At 68.6% G+C, this 20116-nt stretch carries 21 protein-coding genes and 1 pseudogene; 8 read left to right on the top strand and 14 right to left on the bottom strand.

What is annotated here, in order from left to right; genetic code table 11:
- Positions 1 to 51: 51 nt before the first annotated feature.
- From AC07YH_RS06495 to AC07YH_RS06465, 7 genes are all read right to left on the bottom strand, one after another.
- Positions 52 to 1623 (bottom strand): hypothetical protein, encoded by a 1572-nt coding sequence (locus AC07YH_RS06495; RefSeq protein WP_494746182.1) that lies wholly within the window; start codon positions 1621 to 1623, stop codon positions 52 to 54.
- An 87-nt stretch (positions 1624 to 1710) separates the two neighbouring features.
- Complete coding sequence (locus AC07YH_RS06490) at positions 1711 to 2928, bottom strand: RtcB family protein (protein WP_494746181.1); 1218 nt, start codon at positions 2926 to 2928, stop codon at positions 1711 to 1713.
- A 287-nt stretch (positions 2929 to 3215) separates the two neighbouring features.
- Positions 3216 to 3668, bottom strand: coding sequence for an ExbD/TolR family protein (locus AC07YH_RS06485; protein ID WP_494746180.1), 453 nt, complete (start codon positions 3666 to 3668; stop codon positions 3216 to 3218).
- Positions 3669 to 3670: 2 nt separating this feature from the next.
- Positions 3671 to 4609, bottom strand: coding sequence for a prephenate/arogenate dehydrogenase family protein (locus AC07YH_RS06480; RefSeq protein WP_494746179.1), 939 nt, complete (start codon positions 4607 to 4609; stop codon positions 3671 to 3673).
- Complete coding sequence (gene hisC, locus AC07YH_RS06475) at positions 4610 to 5719, bottom strand: histidinol-phosphate transaminase (RefSeq protein ID WP_494746178.1); 1110 nt, start codon at positions 5717 to 5719, stop codon at positions 4610 to 4612.
- 30 nt (positions 5720 to 5749) lie between these two features.
- Complete coding sequence (locus tag AC07YH_RS06470) at positions 5750 to 6550, bottom strand: chorismate mutase (RefSeq protein ID WP_494746177.1); 801 nt, start codon at positions 6548 to 6550, stop codon at positions 5750 to 5752.
- A gap of 162 nt (positions 6551 to 6712) precedes the next feature.
- On the bottom strand, positions 6713 to 7723 hold the full coding sequence (locus tag AC07YH_RS06465) for a DUF2125 domain-containing protein (RefSeq protein ID WP_494746176.1): 1011 nt from the start codon (positions 7721 to 7723) through the stop codon (positions 6713 to 6715).
- A 29-nt stretch (positions 7724 to 7752) separates the two neighbouring features.
- On the opposite strand from AC07YH_RS06465, the gene AC07YH_RS06460 reads away from it, so the two are divergent.
- On the top strand, positions 7753 to 8304 hold the full coding sequence (locus AC07YH_RS06460) for a gamma-glutamylcyclotransferase (protein WP_494746175.1): 552 nt from the start codon (positions 7753 to 7755) through the stop codon (positions 8302 to 8304).
- A 13-nt stretch (positions 8305 to 8317) separates the two neighbouring features.
- Positions 8318 to 8410, top strand: a pseudogene (locus AC07YH_RS06455) (hypothetical protein); the annotation flags it as partial.
- Positions 8411 to 8421: 11 nt separating this feature from the next.
- On the opposite strand, the gene AC07YH_RS06450 reads toward AC07YH_RS06455, so the two are convergent.
- The 4 genes from AC07YH_RS06450 to ftsE are packed head-to-tail and all read right to left on the bottom strand — an operon-like array spanning position 8422 to position 11334.
- The gene (locus tag AC07YH_RS06450) at positions 8422 to 9126 is read right to left on the bottom strand and encodes a lysophospholipid acyltransferase family protein (RefSeq protein ID WP_494746174.1); all 705 of its coding nucleotides are present in this window, start codon (positions 9124 to 9126) and stop codon (positions 8422 to 8424) included.
- Positions 9123 to 9740, bottom strand: a complete 618-nt coding sequence (locus AC07YH_RS06445; RefSeq protein WP_494746173.1) for a YdcF family protein — start codon at positions 9738 to 9740, stop codon at positions 9123 to 9125. The genes AC07YH_RS06450 and AC07YH_RS06445 overlap by 4 nt, the downstream gene beginning before the upstream one ends.
- Positions 9737 to 10630 (bottom strand): cell division protein FtsX, encoded by an 894-nt coding sequence (locus AC07YH_RS06440; protein WP_494746172.1) that lies wholly within the window; start codon positions 10628 to 10630, stop codon positions 9737 to 9739. The genes AC07YH_RS06445 and AC07YH_RS06440 overlap by 4 nt, the downstream gene beginning before the upstream one ends.
- Positions 10627 to 11334 carry a cell division ATP-binding protein FtsE gene (ftsE, locus tag AC07YH_RS06435; RefSeq protein WP_494746171.1) on the bottom strand — a complete coding sequence of 236 codons (708 nt, stop codon included), beginning with the start codon at positions 11332 to 11334 and terminating at the stop codon, positions 10627 to 10629. Before ftsE ends, AC07YH_RS06440 begins: the two co-directional genes overlap by 4 nt.
- A gap of 58 nt (positions 11335 to 11392) precedes the next feature.
- Here ftsE and AC07YH_RS06430 point away from each other — a divergent pair, with 58 nt between their 5' ends.
- The 3 genes from AC07YH_RS06430 to AC07YH_RS06420 all read left to right on the top strand — a co-directional run bounded on the left by AC07YH_RS06430 (position 11393) and on the right by AC07YH_RS06420 (position 14322).
- Positions 11393 to 12355 carry an MJ0042-type zinc finger domain-containing protein gene (locus tag AC07YH_RS06430; RefSeq protein WP_494746170.1) on the top strand — a complete coding sequence of 321 codons (963 nt, stop codon included), beginning with the start codon at positions 11393 to 11395 and terminating at the stop codon, positions 12353 to 12355.
- The gene (locus AC07YH_RS06425) at positions 12294 to 12878 is read left to right on the top strand and encodes a phosphoribosyltransferase (protein WP_494746169.1); all 585 of its coding nucleotides are present in this window, start codon (positions 12294 to 12296) and stop codon (positions 12876 to 12878) included. The genes AC07YH_RS06430 and AC07YH_RS06425 overlap by 62 nt, the downstream gene beginning before the upstream one ends.
- Before the next feature lie 547 nt (positions 12879 to 13425).
- Positions 13426 to 14322 carry a beta-1,6-N-acetylglucosaminyltransferase gene (locus AC07YH_RS06420; RefSeq protein WP_494746168.1) on the top strand — a complete coding sequence of 299 codons (897 nt, stop codon included), beginning with the start codon at positions 13426 to 13428 and terminating at the stop codon, positions 14320 to 14322.
- Here the strand turns inward: AC07YH_RS06420 and lysA are convergent.
- From lysA to argH, 3 genes are read right to left on the bottom strand one after another with little or no spacing between them, the layout of a single operon-like run.
- Positions 14319 to 15584, bottom strand: a complete 1266-nt coding sequence (gene lysA, locus AC07YH_RS06415; protein WP_494746167.1) for a diaminopimelate decarboxylase — start codon at positions 15582 to 15584, stop codon at positions 14319 to 14321. The two genes, AC07YH_RS06420 and lysA, sit on opposite strands and share 4 nt — an antisense overlap.
- A gap of 9 nt (positions 15585 to 15593) precedes the next feature.
- A complete protein-coding gene (locus AC07YH_RS06410) occupies positions 15594 to 15899 on the bottom strand; it encodes a hypothetical protein (protein ID WP_494615589.1) in 306 nt (101 codons plus the stop codon).
- Complete coding sequence (gene argH / locus AC07YH_RS06405; protein ID WP_494746166.1) at positions 15896 to 17317, bottom strand: argininosuccinate lyase; 1422 nt, start codon at positions 17315 to 17317, stop codon at positions 15896 to 15898. The genes AC07YH_RS06410 and argH overlap by 4 nt, the downstream gene beginning before the upstream one ends.
- Between argH and AC07YH_RS06400 the strand changes: the two genes are divergently transcribed.
- The 3 genes from AC07YH_RS06400 (at position 17318) to AC07YH_RS06390 (ending at position 20113) form a co-directional block, all read left to right on the top strand.
- Positions 17318 to 17941, top strand: a complete 624-nt coding sequence (locus AC07YH_RS06400) for a TlpA family protein disulfide reductase (RefSeq protein WP_494746165.1) — start codon at positions 17318 to 17320, stop codon at positions 17939 to 17941.
- Positions 17938 to 18666 (top strand): GNAT family N-acetyltransferase, encoded by a 729-nt coding sequence (locus AC07YH_RS06395; protein ID WP_494746164.1) that lies wholly within the window; start codon positions 17938 to 17940, stop codon positions 18664 to 18666. Before AC07YH_RS06400 ends, AC07YH_RS06395 begins: the two co-directional genes overlap by 4 nt.
- A gap of 229 nt (positions 18667 to 18895) precedes the next feature.
- Positions 18896 to 20113 carry an acyltransferase family protein gene (locus tag AC07YH_RS06390; RefSeq protein ID WP_494746163.1) on the top strand — a complete coding sequence of 406 codons (1218 nt, stop codon included), beginning with the start codon at positions 18896 to 18898 and terminating at the stop codon, positions 20111 to 20113.
- Positions 20114 to 20116: the final 3 nt, after the last annotated feature.

The raw sequence follows: 20116 nt of genomic DNA, 5'->3' as shown, positions 1-20116 counted from the left end.
CGGCCTTATTTCGCAAAGTGGGCCGAAACCAGGTGCGGTTTCGGCCCTTGCCTAGTCCTGCTTGGGAAAGCGTCCGGCGATCAGGGCTTCGATCCGACCCGCGACCTCCGCGTCCGGCTCCTTGTCGAGCGCGACGCGCAGAAGCGCCTCGGCCTGGGGCGGCCATAGCGCGCGATCCCACGCGGCGAGCGCGCGATGGGCCATGTTGCGGGCCCGGATCGTGCGGCCGCGCAGGCCGACCTCGATCAGGGTCCAGCCCAGGCCCGGAAAGCGCCGCAGGTCCTGCAGGATGAAGTCGACGGCGCTGTCGTCGCTGTAGGCGAGGCCAAGGCCGAGGCTGGTTCCCGGACCCGATCCGACCAGGTCGAGGTCGAGCCGCTCCATGGCCAGGTCCAGGACCTGCAGGATCCGGTCCTCACGGTCGGTCTGCATCAGCTCCCACCAGTGGTCGATCCCGAGATCGCGCTGGCGACGGAAGCGGTGCGGCCAGATGTCGACGCCCAGGATGCCGCCGACCGCCGCGGCGGGCCAGAAGTCCTGGCGAGCTTCCCGCCGCAGCCCTGCCTCGACCAGCGCGGGCCATTCCGGCTGGGCCAGATAGGCGGCCGCGCGAGTGCGGACCGAGAAGCGGCGCGCCGAGGTCCAGCCGCGATGCGCCCGCGCGGCCCAATCGGCCTCCTTGTCGGCCTCGAACGCCTGGATCGCGTGGACGGTCAGGAACGCGCGCAGGTTCTCGGCCGGACGCCGAGCCAGGTGCTCCAGATAGAGATCGACCGCTTCGCCGCCATCGGCGTAGTCGTCCATGTCTTCGGCTGGGCCGCCGGTGATCAGGGCGTCGATCAGCTCGCCGGCCGCGTCCAGGAGGGCATCGTCGATCGACGGCGCGCGCAAGGCTTCCAGCAGTCCGCCTTCGACCGCGCAGAAATAGGCGACCTCTTCGGCCATGATCGCGTTGCGATGACCCTCGCGCAGCAGCCAGCCGCGGATGTCCGCGTCCTGCGTTCCCGCAAGGCGCCGAACGGCCTGGATGCGGCCCCAGCCGTCGACGGACTGGGCCAGCGCCCAGATCGCCCGTTCGGGCTCCGGGGCCATGTGGGCCAGAGCCACGGCGCAGAAGAGCGTCAACTCCTCGTAGCGGCCCAGGTCCAGGAACAGCGTCACGTCGTCGGGCTCGGCCGAGCAGACGCCCAGCAGGCCGATGGCCAGCTTGACCGCCGCGAGATCCGGCGAGCCAACAGCGATGCGGCGCGCCACGGCGGCCACCTGTTTGGGATCCAGCCGCTGTTGCATGACCATGGGCAGGAAGCCGTCGATCACGCCCAGTACGTCGCTGGCCGCCAGTAGCTCGTGGAATCGCTGGAAGGCGGCCGCGTCCGGACGCCGGACCAGACGGCCCAGCGCCGCGAGCAGGCCGCGCGCGCTGGTCTGCTTGGGCGTGTCGTCGGGCGCGCCGAACAGCGCGTCGGTCAGGCCGGCGGCGAACCAGACCTGATCCGGATCACGCTGGGTTTCGGGGTAGAGTTCGAGCTCGTCGCCATCGACGCGATTGGCGACGGCGCGGGCGATGCGCTCGCGCAGGCTGACTGCATCGGCGGGCCAGGGCGAGGGGAGGTCCGCGATCAAGCGAGGCGCTCGAGGCGCAAGGAAGGTGCTGAACATTTTTGATACTCTTAGATTGTCCGCCGGACGCCCTTCGGCGCCCGGCGGTGTCTATCCCTTCACGCACACCACTTGGCGCAGGGTGTGCACGATGTCGACCAGGTCGGCCTGGGCGGCCATCACCGCGTCGATGTCCTTGTAGGCCATCGGCGTTTCGTCGATCACGTCGGCGTCCTTCCGACATTCGACGCCGGCGGTGGCCGCCACGTGGTCGGCGATGGTGAAGCGACGCTTGGCCTCGTTCCGGCTCATCGCCCGTCCGGCGCCGTGCGAGCACGTGCAGAACGAGTCCGGGTTGCCCCGGCCGCGCACGATGAACGACTTGGCGCCCATCGAGCCCGGGATGATGCCCAGCTCTCCGTCCTTGGCCGATACCGCGCCCTTGCGGGTCAGGTAGACGTCCTTGCCGAAGTGCTTTTCCCGCGACACGTAGTTGTGGTGGCAGTTCACCGCATGCTCGGTCACGGCCAGGTCCGGGAACGTCCGCTTCAGCACGCCCAGCACCTGGTCCATCATCACCTCACGGTTGGCCAGGGCGTACTTCTGCGCCCAGGCCACGGCCCGGACGTAGTCGTTGAAGCCGTCGCTGCCTTCGGCGAAGTAGGCCAGGTCCTCGTCCGGCAGGTTGATGAACCACCGGCGCATCTCGTGCTTGGCCCGTTCGATGAAGAACGTCCCGAACCGGTTGCCCACGCCCCGCGAACCCGAGTGCAGCATCACCCAGACATCACCCGCCTCGTCCAGGCACAGCTCCACGAAGTGGTTGCCGGTGCCCAGCGTGCCCAGGTGGCCATAGCCGCGCGGGTGGCCGGCCTTCGGGTTGCGGGCGACGATGTCGTCGTACCCGTCCTTCAGGCCCGCCCACTTTTCAGCGGCGATGGTCGGCGGCTCGACTTGCCAGGCGCCCTTGTCGTTGCGCCCGCCGTTGTCGGTCCGGCCGTGCGGCACGGCGGCTTCGATGTCCGAGCGGATGCCGAACAGGTTGTCGGGCAGGTGCTCGGCCCGGATCGAGGTGCGCACCGCCATCATGCCGCAGCCGATGTCGACGCCCACCGCCGCCGGGATGATCGCCTTGTAGGTCGGGATCACCGAGCCCACGGTCGCGCCCATCCCCCAGTGCACGTCCGGCATGACCGCCACGTGCTTGTGGATGAACGGCAGGCTGGCGACGTTGCGCAGCTGCTTGAGGGCGGAGTCCTCGATCGGAACCCCTTGTGTCCACGCCTTGATCGGCGCGCCGTCACTTTCGATATGCGTGAAGCCGCTCATGGGCTTCTCTCCTCTTGCTCCCCCTCCTGGCGTCGGGGCCGGCAAGTGTTTCCGCACAAACGAAAAACCCCTCCGGCTCACGGCCAGGAGGGGCTTTTTCGGACTTCCCGAGTTCAGTCGAACCCTAGACCGTGATCCCCTCCAACGCGCGCGTGTTCGCGTACTCGACCTGGCGGTCGAGCATGGTGAACAGTTGCGAATTGACTGGGGCTTTGTGCGCCACGGTTCTCATTCCTTACGGGAGGCGGCCGATTACAGCGTTACGCGATCGGTCGCCAGAGGGACTTTCAGGGGGCTGACGTGGAAGTTGAGGTGTGTGGCGGCGCGGGCACAGGTCGGGCGCCCGCCGCCTTCATCATCTTGCTGGTCTGATAGGACAGCGTGACGTGGTTCCATCCCCCAGCCCGGATCGCCTCGCGCACCCGTTCAACGCGGGCAGGTGGCGCACCTCGATCGGCGAAGAGGTCGATGGTCTGTTCGTCCTTGCCATGCCCCTTGGTTGCGCGATCCAGATCGGCGGGCAAGGCGGCGAGGCTTGTCGGCGCTCCATCCAACTCGAGGGCGCCGTTGGCCGCGATGTCCACGGTGTGGATGCCCTGGACGACCGTTCCAATCTCGCTAAGCGGTGCGGGGCGCGGGGTTCCGAAGTCGATGCTCAGATTGCCGGTGGCGGCCATCGCGAAGATGCCGAGACCGACGGCCGCGACGCCTCCCAGAAGGAAGATGACGCCGCGCTCCATCCTCAGCCCTTCCCGCGATCGCGCCCGAAGTTCGGCAGGGCGCTTTCCTGGCCCGCCGCCACGATCCCGCGCCGGATCGCCCGCGTGCGCGTGAAATGCGCGTGCAGGGTGTCGGCGTCGCCCCAGCGGATGGCGCGGCTCATGGCCTGCAGGTCCTCGGTGAAGCGGCCCAGCATCTCCAGCACCGCGTCCTTGTTGGCCACGAAGATGTCGCGCCACATGGTCGGGTCGCTGGCGGCGATGCGAGTGAAGTCGCGGAAGCCCGAGGCCGAGTACTTGATGACCTCGTTCTCGGTGACGTTCTCCAGGTCCGCCGCGCTGCCGACGATGGTGTAGGCGATCAGGTGGGGCAGGTGGCTGACGACGGCCAGGACGAGGTCGTGGTGCTTTTCCTCCATCAGCTCGACCTGGGCCCCGAACGAGCGCCAGAAGGCCGACAGCTTGGCGACGGCGGCGGCGTAGTGCTCGTCGTCGCTCTCGAAGGGCGTCAGGATCGTCCAACGGTTCTCGAACAACTCGGCGAAGCCGGAGTCAGGCCCCGACTGCTCGGTGCCCGCGATCGGGTGGCCGGGGATGGCGTAGATCTTCGACAGGTCCTGGGCGCGGAAGGCCTCGGCGACATTGGCCTTGGTCGAGCCGACGTCGGTCAGGGTCGCGCCGGGCTTCATCGCCGGGACGACCTGGGCCGCCAGTTCGGGGATCGACAGCACCGGCGTGGCGATCACGACGAGGTCGGCGTCCTTGACCGCCTGCGCGATGTCGCCGGTGACATGCTCGGCGATGCCCAGTTCGACGACGCGGGCGCGGTTGGCCTCGCTGGCGTCGACCACGGTGACCTCGCCGACGACGCCGTGCTCACGCGCCGCGCGGATCACCGAACCGCCGATCAGGCCGCAGCCGATGACGGTGAGCTTGGGGTAGAGGAGACCGGGAGTCGACATCTAGCGCCCCAGGAACTCGGAGAGCAGATCGACCACGGCCCGGTTCTGCTCTTCCAGGCCGATGGTCACGCGGATGGCGTCGGGCAGATTGTAGTTGGCCACGGCGCGGACCAGGTAACCCTTCGACGCCAGGAATTCCTCGGCCTCGCGGGCGGTCTTGCCGGGCGTCTGCGGGAAGGTGGCCAGCACGAAATTGGCCGCCGACGGCGTCACTTCCAGCCCCAAGCCGCCCAGTTGCTGGGCCAGCCACGGCCGCCACTGCTCGACCAGGGCCAGCGAGCGGGCCTGGAACTCGTCGTCGAACAGCGCCGCGACGGCGGCTTCCTGGCCAGGGATCGAGGTGTTGAACGGTGGGCGGATGCGCTCCAGCGGCTCGATGATGTGCTCGGGCGCGTAGCCCCAACCCACACGCAGGGCGGCTAGGCCGTGCAGCTTCGAGAAGGTCCGGGTGACGATCACGTTCTCGGCGGTGCGGGCCAGGTCCAGGCCGTCCTCGAAGCGCGGGTCGCTGCAGAATTCCGAATAGGCGCCGTCCAGCACCAGGATCACCGACGGCGGCAGGGCCGCGTGCAGGGCGCGGATCTCCTCGCCCGTCAGCCAGGTGCCGGTCGGGTTGGCGGGATTGGCGATGAAGACGAGGCGCGTGCGCTCATCGACGCATTTCACGGTCTCATCGATGTCGATGCGGTGGTTGATCTCCTTGGCCATGCGGACCTCGGCCTGGCAGGCGCGGGCCCCGATGGCGTAGGCGGCGAAGCCGTGCTCGCCCTGGACGATGTTGTCGCCGGGCTCGAGATAGACCTGGCACAGCAGGGCGAAGATCTCGTCGCTGCCGTCGCCGAAGGTCAGGCGCTCGGGCTCCAGCTTGAAGCGTTCGGCCACGGCGGCGCGCAGGATGTTGGCCTTGCCGTCCGGATAGATGTGCATCCGGTCCACGGCGTTGCGATAGGCCTCCTTGGCCTTGTCGCTGCTGCCCAGGATGTTCTCGTTGCTGGACAGCTTCACCGGATGGGCGATGCCTTCGACCTTCGACTTGCCGCCGACATAGGCGTGGATGTCCATGATCCCGGGCTTGGGAACGGGACGGGGCGCGGCGAAGCGATCGGTCATCGGAATACTCAGTCTAGAGACGGGGGTCTCTTACACGTCGAACTGTTCGGGCGCAGCCCCGATGACGCCCGTAAGTTGGCCCGGCGCGCGGGCCAGGCGCTCGTCATTGGCCTGGAAGAAGCCCGACAGCGAGAACAGCTTCAGGCCCCCGGCCTCGGCGACCTGTTCAGCGGCGACGCCGTCCAGGCTGAGGGCATCGACGATGGCGGCCGTGCTCTTGGCCGAGTCGGTGACCCAGAAGGTCTGGTCGTGACCGGTGGGCTCGACCTCGACCTCCGCCACGGCCAGGGCGGCTTGCGAGCCCCAGGTGGCGAGGCAGGGCAGGGCGGCGAACACCTTCAGCTTCGGCTCGGCCAGCAGACGGCCCCACCAGGGCGCCTCGGCGGCCAGCGGCAGGACGGCGACGCCCCATGGGGCGCGGGCGACGGCCAGGGCGTCCTGGGCGGTGGGGACGATCGACAGGCGTGGGGCGGTGCCGAAGCGCAGACGGGTCAGCTCGACCGTTCGAGCCGGCTCGCGGCCGCCGAACACGGCCAGCTGATAGGGGCCCTGGCGCGCCAAGTTGTCGGCCATGATCTCGCGCCAGATGCGGATGACCAGGGCGTTGGAGGCGCCGGTGCGCGGACTCTCCAGCAGCTTTCGGACGATCTGGGCTTCGCGGCCGGGACGCAGGCCAAAGCCGGTGTCGCCCGAAGCGCGCTTGGCGGCCGCGACGGCGCCGGCCAGGCCGGCGCGCTCGTCGAGCAGCTTCAGCAGTTCACCGTCGATGGCGTCCAGTCGCCATCGGACCTCTTCGAGAGACGGTGTGGCGTCCGTCGCGTCGCTGCCCATGTTCTTCCCCGAAATTGGAGGCCGGACCATAGTCTTTGCCGCCGAACACGCAATACCCGACCCCTTCGGGGAAGAAAATTGCGCGCTCGACGATCAGCGATCGGTCATCTTGGCTTGGCGCGTGGCAGTCGCCGAAACCGCTCACACTTTCGGCTGCCACGCTTAGTACACCTTCGGCGCGGGGCCGGTATCGATCACGCCGAGGTAGCTGCGGCCCTTGCGGAAATTCAGGTCGGCTTCGATCACCGGCTCCTGACCGGCGGCCTGCGCCATCGCGGACAAGGCCTGTTCCGGTGTCTTGATCGGCTTGCTCAGATCGGCCCGCTCCTTGATCGCCACGCTCAGCGCGCCCGTCACGGCGCCGTTGGCGTCGACGGACAACACGCCCGACTTGGCCTTGCCCTCGGCGTCGCCGGCCAGCAGTTGGCTCTGCTGCACGCTGATCTGGCCGCCGGCGGCGCTCCATTGCTTGACGGCGGCTTCCCAGTTGCGGCCGCGCAGCTGCGAGACGTGGGTCAGGCGCGTCTCCAGGATCATCGAGGCGGTCTTGTCCTGGGCGAGGCGGCCCAGCAGGCCCGTGAAGGCGGTCTTGGCGCCGTCGGCCTTGAAGAAGATCGCGCCCTGGTCTTCGGGACCCGAACGCGTGTGCAGCTGCATCTTGTCGGCCGAGATCAGCTGGAACGGCTTGGTGCCCGGGGCGGGGGTGAAGGTCAGCTTGGCGCCCTCGACCGAGACGCGCGGCGGATATTCGGCGACGTGCGAGATGCTGGCGCGCAGGGCCTGGCCGGTGATGGTGACGTCGCCGGCCTCGGGACGGGTCAGAACGACGCCCTCCGGCGCCACCAGCACCCAGTGGGTCAGGTCGTAAATCTCGGCCTCGCCCTTCAAGGTCGGGGCGCGGACCGCCCAGCCGGTCGGCTCGGACATGCGGGCGTTCGTCAGGTCGACGTTCATGCGGAACGGGAAGCCGTGGAACCTGCGGGCGCTCCACGACAGGTCATAGCCACGCGACTTCAGATCGGCCGACTGGGCGTCCATCCGCTGCTCGGCCTGACCGCGCAGCCAGAACCATCCGTAGCTCCAACCGCCCGCAATGACGGCGGCGAGGATGAAAGGCGTGAACAGACGACTGCGACGGGCTTTGCGGGACGGGGCGGCGTCGTTATGGGTCATGTATTGGGCGCGTCCAGTCGGGATCGGGAATGGGTTTGGCAGGCGACAGCGGAGATCGCTGGGTGTTCGGATACGGATCGCTCATGTGGCGGCCCGGGTTCCCGTTCATAGACCGAAGAACGGCCGTGCTCCACGGGCGGCGGCGGGCCTTCTGCATCTATTCCGTCCACCATCGCGGGACGTACGAGCGGCCGGGCCTGGTGCTGGGCCTGGCCCCCGGCGGTGCGGTGCGCGGCATGGCCTATCGCGTGGCGGCGGCCGAGTGGGAAGAGGTCTATGCCTATCTGCGCGAACGCGAGCAGCCGACCGAGACCTATTTCGAGACCCGGCGCGATGTGAAGATCGACGGGGGGGAGAAGACACCCGCCCTGGTCTTCCTGTCGGACATGAAGCACGCCCAGTGGGCCGGGGCCCTGACCCTGGAGCAGCAGGCGCAGCTGATCGCTGGCGCCAAGGGTCTGTCAGGCCGCAACATCGACTACCTCTCCGACCTCGTCCTGCACCTGCGCGAGGACGGCGTGCGGGACGTGGCGATGGAGAAGCTGCTCAAGATGGTCGAGGCGATCGAGCCGGTGCTCTAAATCTTGGACCGAAATCCTCGTCCTTCGACAAGCTCAGGATGAGGATTTCTACTGAACCGCCATCGACAATAGCCCTCATCCTGAGCCTGTCGAAGGACGAGGGCGACCGCGCGGCGGCTAGATCCCCGAATCCTCCAGCGCCTTGGTCGCGGTGTCGATCCGCGTCTGCAGCTCGCGCATGAACTCGCCGCGCTTCAGGCCGGCGGGGATGGGCTCAAGGTATTCGAACACGATCACACCCGGCTTGATCACGAAGCCCTTGTTCCAGTGGCTGCCGCAGTTCAGGGCCAGCGGCGTGACGGGCATGTTGAGTTCGCGATAGAGCGCGGCGATGCCGGGCTTGTACTCGCCGGGCTCACCGACCGCGCCGCGGGTGCCTTCCGGGAAGATCACGATCTGGCGCGTCTCCTTCATGCGCTCGACGGCGTCGCGGACCAGCTTCTTCAGCGCGGTCGAGTGGCCGCCGCGATCGACAACCAGCATGCCGGCCTTCAGACCGTGCCAGCCGAACAGCGGCACCATCAGCAGTTCCTTCTTCATCACGAAGCAGGCGTCGGGCAGCAGGGCGAACTGGCTGAAGACGTCGAACATCGACTGGTGCTTGGGCGCGACCAGGGCGTTGCCGGTCGGGCGCTGGCCACGCACCTCGACCTTGACGTCGGCCAGCCAGCGCAGGCCCCAGATCAGGCCCTTGGCCCAGGTCGTCAGCGACCAGGTGTTGACGCGGCGGGGCAGGGGATAGGTGGCGATCATCAGGACCGCCGTCCCGATCGACCACAGCCAGAAGAACAGCTGGAACAGGAACGAACGCAGATAGATCAAGACGCTTCCTTCGCCGCCGGGGCGGCCTTGTCTTTCGGGCCTAGCCCCAGAAACGCCTCACGGCCCAGGATCGCCAGGTACTTGCAGTATTCCACGATCATCCGCCGCGCGCTGATGCTGGTTCGCCACCAGCGATGGGCGTTGAGGTCGGTCTTGACCGGATAGGCGTAGAGCTCGACCTGCGGCATGGCCGCCCGCAACTCCAGCATCGAGCGCGGCATGTGATAGTCGGCCGTGACGACAATAAGGCTCTTATAGCCCTTGGACTTGGCCCACTCGGCCGTCTCGCGGGCGTTGCCGACGGTGTTGGCGGCGGCGAAGCCGAGGTCGACGCAGCAGTCGTAGATCGGCTTGACCGCCTTGGTGACGGTCTGGACGTCGGCGCGGGTGGCCTCGCGGTTGACGCCGGAGATCAGCAGGCGCTGGCCCTTGCCTTCTTCCAGGAGCTTGGTGGCCGCTTCCAGGCGCAGGGTCGAGGCGCCGGTCAGGGCCACGACGCCGTCGGCGACCGGCGGCTCCTTGGCGGGCGTCGACTGGTCCACCCGGCCGGTGAAGGCCAAGAGGCCCAGGCCCCAGATCATCATCGCGATCAGCAGCGCGGCTAAGGTCTTCACGGCATCTCCCCCACGATGCGCGACGCCGCCAGACGCGCCGACAGCCCGGCGATCAGGGCCGCGACCACCGGAGCGGGCAGGGCGGCGACCAGATCGATCCAGGCCAAGGGCAAGACCGGCGCAACCCCCGCGCCGCCGGCGAAATAGCGTGCAACGGCGCCGATGATGGCCGCGCCCGCTCCGCCCAGCAAGCCCGCCAGCGCGCCCATGGTCGCGAAGCGGTTCTGGAACAGGCTGGTGATGAAGCCCTGCTCGGCGCCGGAGAAGTGCAGCACCTCGATCACGTCGCGGCGGGCGGCGAGACCGGCCCGGGTGGCGAAGGCGATGACGGCGGCCGTGGCGGCGGCGATCAGAGCGAAGACGCCCAGGGCCGCCAGGCGCGCCAGGTCGGCGGCCCGTTCGATGTCGGCGATCCAGCGGCTGTGGTCGTCGACCGTGGCGTCGATGCCGGCCGCGCGCAGGGCCTTGTCCAGCACCTGGGCGGTCGGCGGCGCGTTGGGATCTAGATCCAGGGTCACCAGACGCGGGGTGGGCAGGTCGTCGACCAGGGCCTCCTTGCCGATCCATGGGGCCAGCAGGGCCTCGGCCTTCTCGCGCGGCAGGGCCTGGGCCTCGGCCACGCCCTTGACCCCGGCCAGGGTCTCGGCGGCGCGGGCGGCGGCGCTGTCGGGCGTCTCGTTGGCGCGGGCCCGGACCACCACGGTGGCCGAGTCGACCAGCTGGGCCGTCCAGCCGTGGGCGGCGCGGTTGGAGGCCAGCGCCGCGAAGGCGGTCAGGCAGGCCAGGAAGCACAGCACCGCGACCACGAACACCAGCGCCCCATCGCGGGCGTCGCGCGGCGGCAGCAGCGGGCCGGGCTTCCAGCGGGCGACCTGGAAGAACTCGCTCATGGGCGGCCTCCCACATCGACCAGGCGACCCTGTTCCAGATGCAGGGTCGGACGGGCGGCGCGAGCCACCAGGTCCTCGTCGTGGGTGGCGATCAGCACCGTGGTGCCCAGGCGGTTCAGCTCGACGAACAGCCGCAGCAGGCGCAGCGACATGGCCGGATCGACATTGCCCGTCGGCTCGTCGGCCAGCAGCACGTCAGGACGGTCGACGACGGCGCGGGCGATGGCCAGGCGCTGCTTCTCACCGCCCGACAGGGTGGCGGGCAGGGCATGCATGCGCTCGCCCAGGCCGACCCAGCTCAACAGCTCGGCGACATCCTCGCGATAGGTGGCCGGCTTGCGCTTGAGGATGCGCAGGGGCAGGGCGGCGTTATCGAACACCGACAGGTGCTCCAGCAGCCTGAATTCCTGGAACACCACCCCGATCCGGCGGCGCAGGAAGGGCAGGTCCGAGGTGTGGGTGAGGCTGACATCACGCCCGAAAAGCTCGACGCGACCCCGTGACGCACGGTGCGCCAGATAGATCAGCTTGAGCAGCGAGCTCTTGCCCGCGCCCGACGCCCCGGTCAGGAAGTGGAACGAGCCTGGGGCCAGGGAAAAGCTGATATCCCTTAGGGTTTCCGGCGCGCGGCCGTAACGCATCGACACGCCATCGAACCGGACCACCGGAAGGGCGTCATCGCCCTGTTCTGTGTCGATCCGCAAGGCGCGTCACTTGGGTTTCTGGACATCAGGGTTAAAATCAGCGACCCACTTTAGGTGTGTGGGGAGCGTTCGATTCGCGGCCATGATACTAACCTGTCCGGAGTGCGCCAGCCGCTATTTCGTCGACGACTCCAAGGTCGGCGCGGCGGGACGCGTCGTGCGTTGCGCCTCGTGCGGTCATCGCTGGAACGCGCGCAACCAAGCCCCCGACGACGAGCTCTTCGACGCGCCTGAAGCCCCGACCCTGGCCAGCCAGATCGAGAGCATCGAGCAGGTTCCCGAAACCGTGGGCGCCAGCGCCGACGCCGAGGAACCGCCGGTCAGCGCCTTGCCGGGCGAAGAGCTGCCCAAGGTCTTCCGCGCCCGCGCCGACGCCGAGCGTCGCCTGCGCGAAGCCACCGCCACCGGCGTCATCTGGGCCGGCATGGCCGCCGCCATGGCGGTGGTCGTGGTCGCCGCCCTGATCTTCCGCATCGACGTGGTCAAGATCCTGCCGGGTTCGGCCGGCGCCTATGCCGCCGTCGGCCTGCCGGTGAACACCATCGGCCTCGTCATCGACCGCGACAGCATCAAGGCCCAGCCGATCATGCTGGAGGGCCACGCGGCCGTGACCGTCACCGGCACGATCCGCAACATCACCGAACATGACGTGCTGGCCCCGCCGCTGCGGGTCGAACTGCTGAACAAGCAGGAGAAGCGCGTGGCCGGCCAGCTGGCCGCGGCCGCCGACGCCAAGATCCCGCCCGGCCAGGTGCGCCACTTCTCGATCACCTTCATGAACCCGCCGCGCACGGCCAAGGACCTGCAGATCGGTTTCGCCACCGAAGCCGGCGCCGCCAAGGCGGTGAAGGCTGCCTTGAAGACGCCCGAAGGCCACGGCGAAGAGGCGCAATTGGACCTGCGTGGCGCACAGGACGCCCCCGCCGAACACGAAGCGGCTGGACAGGAACCCCCGGCCCATGAGAGCGGGGAGGCAACGCCTCCTCCCGCAGACTCTCACGAACCCGAACATCATGAATGACACCAAGCAGCCCGAAGTCCTGATCTCGGAAGCCGAGATCGCCGAGCGGGTTCAGAAGCTGGCCGAGGCCATCGCGCCGCGTATCGACAACGACACCGTCGTGATCTGCCTTCTGACCGGCGGCCTCTGGTTCGCCGCCGACCTGACCCGCGCCCTCTACAAGGCCGGCCGCGACGTGCGGTTCGACGCCCTGTGGCTGGCTTCCTACCATGACGAGCGCAAGAGCACGGGCCGCTGCGAGGTCCGCGCGGACCTGCAACGTCCGCTGGTCGGCCGCCGCGCCCTGGTCGTCGACGACGTGTTCGACACCGGCCTGTCGCTGTCGGAAGCCGCCCGCCTGGTCAAGGACGCCGGCGCCAGCGAAGTGCTGACCGCCGTCTTCGCCCGCAAGCCCTGGCCCAAGGATCGCGGCATGGAGCCCGACTTCGTCGCCTGGGAAGCTCCCGCGCGCTACCTGGTCGGCTACGGCCTGGACGACGAAGGCAAGAGCCGCGGCCTGCCGTACATCGGCGCGCTGGACTAGACGACCTGATGATCGCCCCGGGACGGCGTCCCGGGCGCGACGCTTTTGAGCCCGGCGGCGATTTATCCCTGCCGGGCTTTGCGACGTGCTAATGTGACAACAAGGCGCTACGAAGCGCCATTGGCGGTCCGCCTATCGCGCGGAACAGCTCGCCAAAGTCCCCCGAATGATGGGGGCGATATACTTCCTTCGACACGCCCGCTGGCGCTCCAGCCCCATGACATCCTGACCGCGGTCTCACACGCCGGGCTTTTGCCTGCGCGATGACACGCGTCGGATGATCCGTCTGCAAAGGAAAGTCCGTTGTCCAAAGGCAATCGTGAGACCCGCAAGCCCAAGACCGCCAAGCCGAAGGTGATCGCCGCCGCCGCGCCGACCCTGCCGGCTGTGTTCGCTCGCAAGAAATAACCGGTCCGTCGGCGGCCCGGCGTCCTCGATCCAGGACGCGCCGTCACGATACCGCTCCACGCCGGCCAAGGCCGGTCCTTCCTCATCGCCATTCGACGAGGTCGCCGCCGCGAGGCGGCGGCTCGTCAGGAGTGCTCGCTTGATCGCCTATCTTCTTCTGGTCCATCGCTTTCCCCAGCAATTCAAGCGGCTCTTCCGGGCCATTCATGATCCGGCCAACCACTATGTCGTCCACGTCGACGCCAATGCGGGGCCGGCGCTGGAGGCCGAGATCCGGGACTTCCTGAAGTCCTATCCCAACGCCGCGATGCTGGAGAGCCGCAAGGCGCTGTGGGGCGGTTACAGCTTGGTCGACGCCGAGCTGCGGGGCATGGAAAAGCTACTGGAGATGAACGCCGACTGGGAGGTGTTCATCAACCTCAGCGGACAGGACTTCCCGCTGATGACCCAGAAGGGCGTCAAGGCCTTCCTGGCTGGCCATCGCGGTCAGGAGTTCATCAAGGTGCTGGACCAGGCGGTGGCGCGCCCCGACACCATGGACCGCGTGCGCAAATATGTGGTCGAGCTGGGCGGTCGCATCGTCAATACGCCCATGACCCGTCGCTTCCCGGCCGGCGCCACGCCCTATATCGGCAATCAGTGGATGATGGTCAGCCGGGCCTTCTGCGCGTTCGTCTGCCGCGATCCGGCGGCGGCGCGGTTCAAGGCCTTCTACCGCAACACCTTCATCGCCGATGAGGGCTTCTTCCAGACGGTGATGATGAACGGCGCGCCGCACGGCCCGATCGTCAGCGATGACAAGCGGATGATCGATTGGATCCCGGACGGCGACATCAAGCTGCGGCCGCGAACCTTCACGGCCGAAGACGCCGCCGCCCTGATCGCGAGCGGTGACCTGTTCGCGCGCAAGTTCGACGCCGAGGTCGATAGCAAGATCCTCGACATCCTCGAAGCGCATCTACTGGCGCAGGACGCGGCGAACGCCGACGATCCCGTGCTCGCCCAACCGCGCGAAGCGGCTCTGATCGTCGCCTAGACCCAGTCCGGGACGAGGTCCCGGGCCAGCATCTCGTCATAGGTCGGCCGCTTGCGGATCACCGCGTAGCGGTCGCCGTCGACCAGGACCTCGGGGACCAGCGGACGGGTGTTGTACTCGCTGGCCATGGCCGAGCCATAGGCGCCGGCCGACATGAAGGCCACCAGATCGCCGGCCGCGAACGGCGGCAGGGCGCGGTCGCGGGTGAAGGTGTCGCCGGTCTCGCAGACCGGACCGACGACGTCATAGACGGTTTCGCCCGAACGCTTGATCACCGGACGGATGTCGTGGAAGGCGTCGTACATGGCCGGGCGGACCAGGTCGTTCATGGCCGCGTCGATGACCAGGAACTTGCGGCCTTCCGGACGCTCGTGGATGTGCATCACTTCGCTGACCATCACGCCGGCATTGGCGGCGATGACCCGGCCCGGCTCGAAGGCCAGTTTGACCGGCAGGCCCTTGGTGACCTCGCCGACCATCGCGCCGAACGCGGTGGGCGAGGGCGGTTCGGGGTGGTTGAAGTACGGCACGCCCAGGCCGCCGCCCAGGTCCAGGCGTTCGACCGACAGGCCTTCGCCCAGCAGCTGCTCGACCAGGCCCCGCATCTTGGTGAAGGCCGCGCGCATGGGCGTCAGATCGGTGATCTGGCTGCCGATGTGGCAGGCCACGCCGACGGGCTCGAGATTGGCGTTGTTGCTGGCGTTGGCGTAGAGGCGCGCGGCCTCGGCGAACGAGACGCCGAACTTGTTCTCGGACTTGCCGGTGGCGATCTTGGCGTGGCCGCCGGCCGCGACGTCCGGATTGACCCGGAAGGCGACCTTGGCGCGGATGCCCAGCTCGCCGGCGACCTGAGCGATCAGGTTCAGCTCCGGCTCGGACTCGACATTGATCTCGGCGACGCCGGTCTTCAGCGCGAATTCGATCTCGCGGCGGGCCTTGCCGACGCCGGAGAAGACGATGCGCTCGCCGGGGATGCCGGCGGCCAGGGCGCGGCGGACCTCGCCTTCCGAGACCGTGTCGGCCCCGGCGCCCAGATCGCCCAGCACCTTCAGCACCGCGACATTGGAATTGGCCTTCACGGCGTAGGCGACCAGCGGGTCGACCACGCCGCCGGCGACCAGGGCGTCGCGGAACACGGTGAAGTGCCGCTCCAGCGTAGCGCGGCTGTAGACATAGACGGGCGTGCCGACCTCGGCCGCGATCTTGGCCAGGGGCACGCCTTCGCAGGCCAGGCCCTCGGGGCCGTATTCGAAGTGGTTCAACTTAGTCTCTTAGTTCGGGGTGGCGCCGGGGAAGCCCTTGGCGGACGGACCGCCGAACGGGTCCTTGGTGCCGGGCAGCGGGGCGGCGCGGATGGTGCGGTCGCTGGAGGCCGGGTCGCGGACTTCCTGGGCGCCGCCGGCGCGGGCCGGCTGATTGGCCTGGGCCGAGGCGGCGCGGCGTTCGGCTTCCCAGGCGGCCTTCTTGACCGGGTCCCACAGCGGCGCGGGACGGTCCAGCGTGCCTTGCTTGCCGCAGGCGGCGGCCGTCAGGGCCAGGGCGGTCAGAGCGAGCAGGGTGACGGAACGCGACTTCATGCGAGGACTTCCTTCCAACGCGCGATCTGGGCGCGGACCTGGGCGGGGGCGGTCCCACCGTAGCTCATGCGGCTGGCCGCCGAGGCGGCCGGAGTCAGAACGGCGTAGACGTCCTGGGTGATCCGGGCCTCGATCGCCTGGAACTGTTCCAAGGTAAGATCGGCCAGATCGACGCCAAGGCCTTCGGCCGTCTTTACGGCGGAGCCTGTCACGTGGTGGGCGTCGCGGAAAGGCATGTTCAGCGTCCGCACCAGCCAATCGGCCAGATCGGTGGCGGTCGAGAAGCCCGCGCCGGCCGCCTGGGCCATCTTGTCGGTGTTCGGGGTCAGGTCGGCGACCATGCCGGCCATGGCCAGCAGGCTGAGTTCGAGCGCGTCGAAGGCCTCGAAGGTCGGAACCTTGTCCTCCTGCATGTCCTTCGAATAGGCCAGCGGCAGGCCCTTCATCACGACGGTCAGGGTGGTCAGCGAACCGAGAATCCGGCCGACCTTGGCGCGGATCAGCTCGGCGGCGTCCGGGTTCTTCTTCTGCGGCATGATCGAGCTGCCGGTCGTGAAGGCGTCGGTCAGCTTGATGAAGCCGAACATCGGCGTCGTCCACAGCACGATCTCCTCGGCCAGGCGCGACAGGTGCGTGGCGGTGATCGAGGCGGCCGACAGGGCCTCCAGGGCGAAGTCGCGCGCCGAGACGCTATCCAGCGAATTGGCGGTCGGACGGTCGAAGCCCAGGGCCGCGGCCGTCTGGTGGCGGTCGATCGGGAAGGGCGAGCCGGCCAGGGCCGCCGCGCCCAGCGGGCACTCGTTCATGCGGGCGCGGGCGTCGCGGAAGCGGCTGGCGTCGCGGCCGAACATCTCGACATAGGCCATCAGGTGATGGCCGAAGGTCACCGGCTGGGCCGGCTGCAGGTGGGTGAAGCCCGGCATCAGGGCGTCGGCATAGGCTTCGGCTTGAGTGAGCAGGGCCTTCTGCAGGGCTTCCAACTGGGCGGCCGAGCGGTCGGCGGCGTCGCGGACCCACAGGCGGAAGTCGACGGCCACCTGGTCGTTGCGCGAGCGGGCGGTGTGCAGCCGGCCGGCGGTCGCGCCGATCAGCTCGCGCAACCGCGCCTCGATATTCATGTGGATGTCTTCGTATTCGTCGCGGAACGGGAAGGCCCCGGCCGTGATCTCGCCCTCGATGGCGTCGAGCCCTTTGAGGATTTCCTCACCGTCGGCGCTTGCAATCACACCTTGGCTGATCAACATCCGGGCGTGGGCGCGGGAGCCTGCCAGGTCCTGCGCCCAGAGGCGCTTGTCGAAGCCGATGGAGACGTTGATCGCCTGCATCAGTTCCGCCGGCTTGGCCGAGAACCGACCGCCCCACATGGCTTGACCCTGGCCCTTGTCGGCCTTGGGCGTATCGGAGGCGTTGTCGGTCATATGAGCGAAGTCCAATCGGAGGCGGCGGCCAAGAAGCGCAACCCTGTGAGGCTGGCGCTGGGCGGCGTCTTCCTCGTCGGCGTGGCGGCGGTTCTATACGTCATCGCCAGTGCTTCGTTCAAACCCTCAGGGCCCGCCGACCTCACAGAATTCAAGAAAGGGACGTTGGCGAAGCTGGATGTGCCATCCACGCCGCGCGCCGCGCCCGACACCGTCTTCACCAGCCTGGACGGAAAGCCGGCCACCCTGGCCGATTTCAAGGGCCGCGTGGTGGTCATGAACCTGTGGGCGACCTGGTGCGCGCCGTGCAAGGCCGAGATGCCGACCCTGGCCAAGCTGCAGGCCACCTACGCCACCCAGCCGGTGACCGTGCTGCCGATCTCGGTGGACCGCGACGGTGACCTGAACCTCGTCAACGAGGAGATGGCCGCCAACCCGCCACTGAAGACCTATCGCGACCCGTCCTACAAGATGTCGTTCTCGCTGGCGCCCAAGGCCGAGGGCTTCCCGACCACGGTGATCTATGACCGCCAGGGCCGCGAGCGCGCCCGCATGGCCGGTCCGGCCGACTGGTCCAGCGCCGAGGCCAAGGGCATCGTCGAGAAGCTGCTGGCCGAGAAGTGATCGACCCGGCGCTTCTCGAACCGCTGGCCGACGACGCCTGGCCGGCCCGCGAGCGGGCGCAGCTGGGCGGCTGGCGGCTGAACGCCTCGTCCGGTCGCTCGATGCGGATCAACGCCTGCTGGCCGCTGGCGGCGCCGGATCGCGAGGTCGAGGCGGCGCTGGACGCCACCGAGGCCTGGTTCGCCGAGCGGGGGCTGCCGCCGAGGTTCAAGCTGACCGATGGCTTGGTCGCGCCGGCGGATCTGCCTGAGCGTTTGGCCGCGCGCGGCTATTCCTCGCGCAAGGCGACCCTGGTGATGCTGGGCCCGACGGGCGGGGCGGGCGATCCCGCCATCCGCGTCTCAGAGGCGCCCGACGCTACCTTCGAGGCGGTGTTCACCGCCACGGCCGGCGACCCCGAGGATGGCCGCGAGCGCCTTGAGGCCCTGGGCCGCATCCCCGCGCCGGCCCGCTTCGCCCGGCTGGACATCGACGGCGCCCCGGCGGCGATCGGGGCCAGCGCCATCGGCGGCGGCTATGTGGGGATTTTCGGGATGCGCACTGTTCCGGATCATCGCCGGAAGGGCCTGGCCCGCCGGGTGCTGCGGGCGTTGCTCGCCGAGGCGAGGGGGCTGGGCGCCGAGCGCGCCTGGCTGCAGGTCGAGGCCGACAACGCCGGGGCTATCGCGCTCTACGCGGATGAGGGCTTCGAGCCGGGATATCGCTACAGCTACTGGGTTCGCTGAAAATCCAAACCCCCACAAATACAATCCACTAACTCTTGTCATCCCGGAAGCCTCGTAGAGGCTGTCCGGGACCCAGGGGCCGGCGCATAGCGGTTGCCCCTGGGTCCCGGCTCTCCGCTTCGCTGCGGCCGGGATGACAAGCGGTGGAGGAATGGTGTGCAGGCAGACTAGTTTACAAAACAAACTTGTTGATCCATGGTGCGGCCATCTTCAAGGGGAGGATCAACCTATGCACGCGCCTCTCAGCGCCGCCGAACGATCGACCGTGGCCCAGCTGGGCGGCCGCAACGCCCCGATCGGGGCCTTGCGCGCCTTCGTCACCCTGCTGGTGATCGCCCACCACACGGTGCTGGCCTACACGCCGCAGCCGCCGCCCGTGCAGGCGTTCGACGCCGCGCCGTACCTGTGGATGGCCTTCCCGATCCGAGATCCGCAGCAGTTCGCGCCGTTCGGGCTGCTGACCATGGTCAACGACCTCTTCTTCATGTCGCTGATGTTCTTCATCTCCGGCCTGTTCGTCGCCGATGGCTTGCGGGCCAAGGGCGACGGCGGGTTCCTGAGAGGGAGGGTCCTACGCCTGGGCGCCCCGTTCATCCTGGGCGTGGGACTGCTGGCGCCGCTGGGCTATTTTCCGGCGTGGCTACAGGCGGGCGGGGCAGGTTCGCTCCCGGCCTTCGTCGACGCCTGGACCCACCTGCCGTTCTGGCCCAGCGGCCCAGCCTGGTTCCTGTGGGTGCTGCTGGCGTTCGGCGCGCTCGTCACCGCCGCCCACGTCGTGTTCCCCGGCGTGCTCGAGGCGCTCGGCCGGCTGGCGAAGGGCGCGGAGGCCAAGCCGTTGCGGTTCTTCCTGGGCCTGACCGCGCTGAGCGCCATCGCCTACATCCCGATGAGCGCGACGTTCGGCTTCATGCACTGGACTCAAGTCGGGCCGTTCATGGTCCAGACCTCGCGGGTCCTGCACTACCTCGTCTACTTCCTGGCCGGCGTCGCCGTCGGCGCGGCGGGCGTGGGCTACGGCCTGACCGATCCGGAGGGTAAGTTGGCCAAGCGATGGTGGCTCTGGCAGGCCGCGCCCGTCCTGCCGATCGTGGGGGTCATCGCGGTCTTCGTCATGGCCATGTCGCCGCAGCATCCGCCCCGGCTGTTCCTGGATACGTTTGGCGGGGTGATGTTCGCCCTGGCCTGCGCGAGCCTGTCGTTCGCGGCTCTGGCGACCTTCCTGCGCTTCGTCCGCAAGACCGGTCCGCTCTCCAGCAGCCTGCAGGCCAACGCCTACGGCATGTACCTGACCCACTACGTCTTCACGTCGTGGCTGGCCTGGATGCTGCTGCCGCAAAGCTGGGGCGGCCTCGCCAAGGGCTGCGTGGTGTTCGGCGGGGCGGTGGTCCTCAGCTGGCTGACCACCATGGCCCTGCGCCGCATACCGCTGTTGGGGCGAATCCTGTGACCG

The sequence above is a fragment of the Caulobacter sp. GW456-12-1-14-TSB4 genome (genome assembly GCF_059424195.1).
The sequence above is the reverse complement of the archived record's forward strand: the minus strand, read 5'-3'. Positions and strand labels throughout refer to the sequence as shown.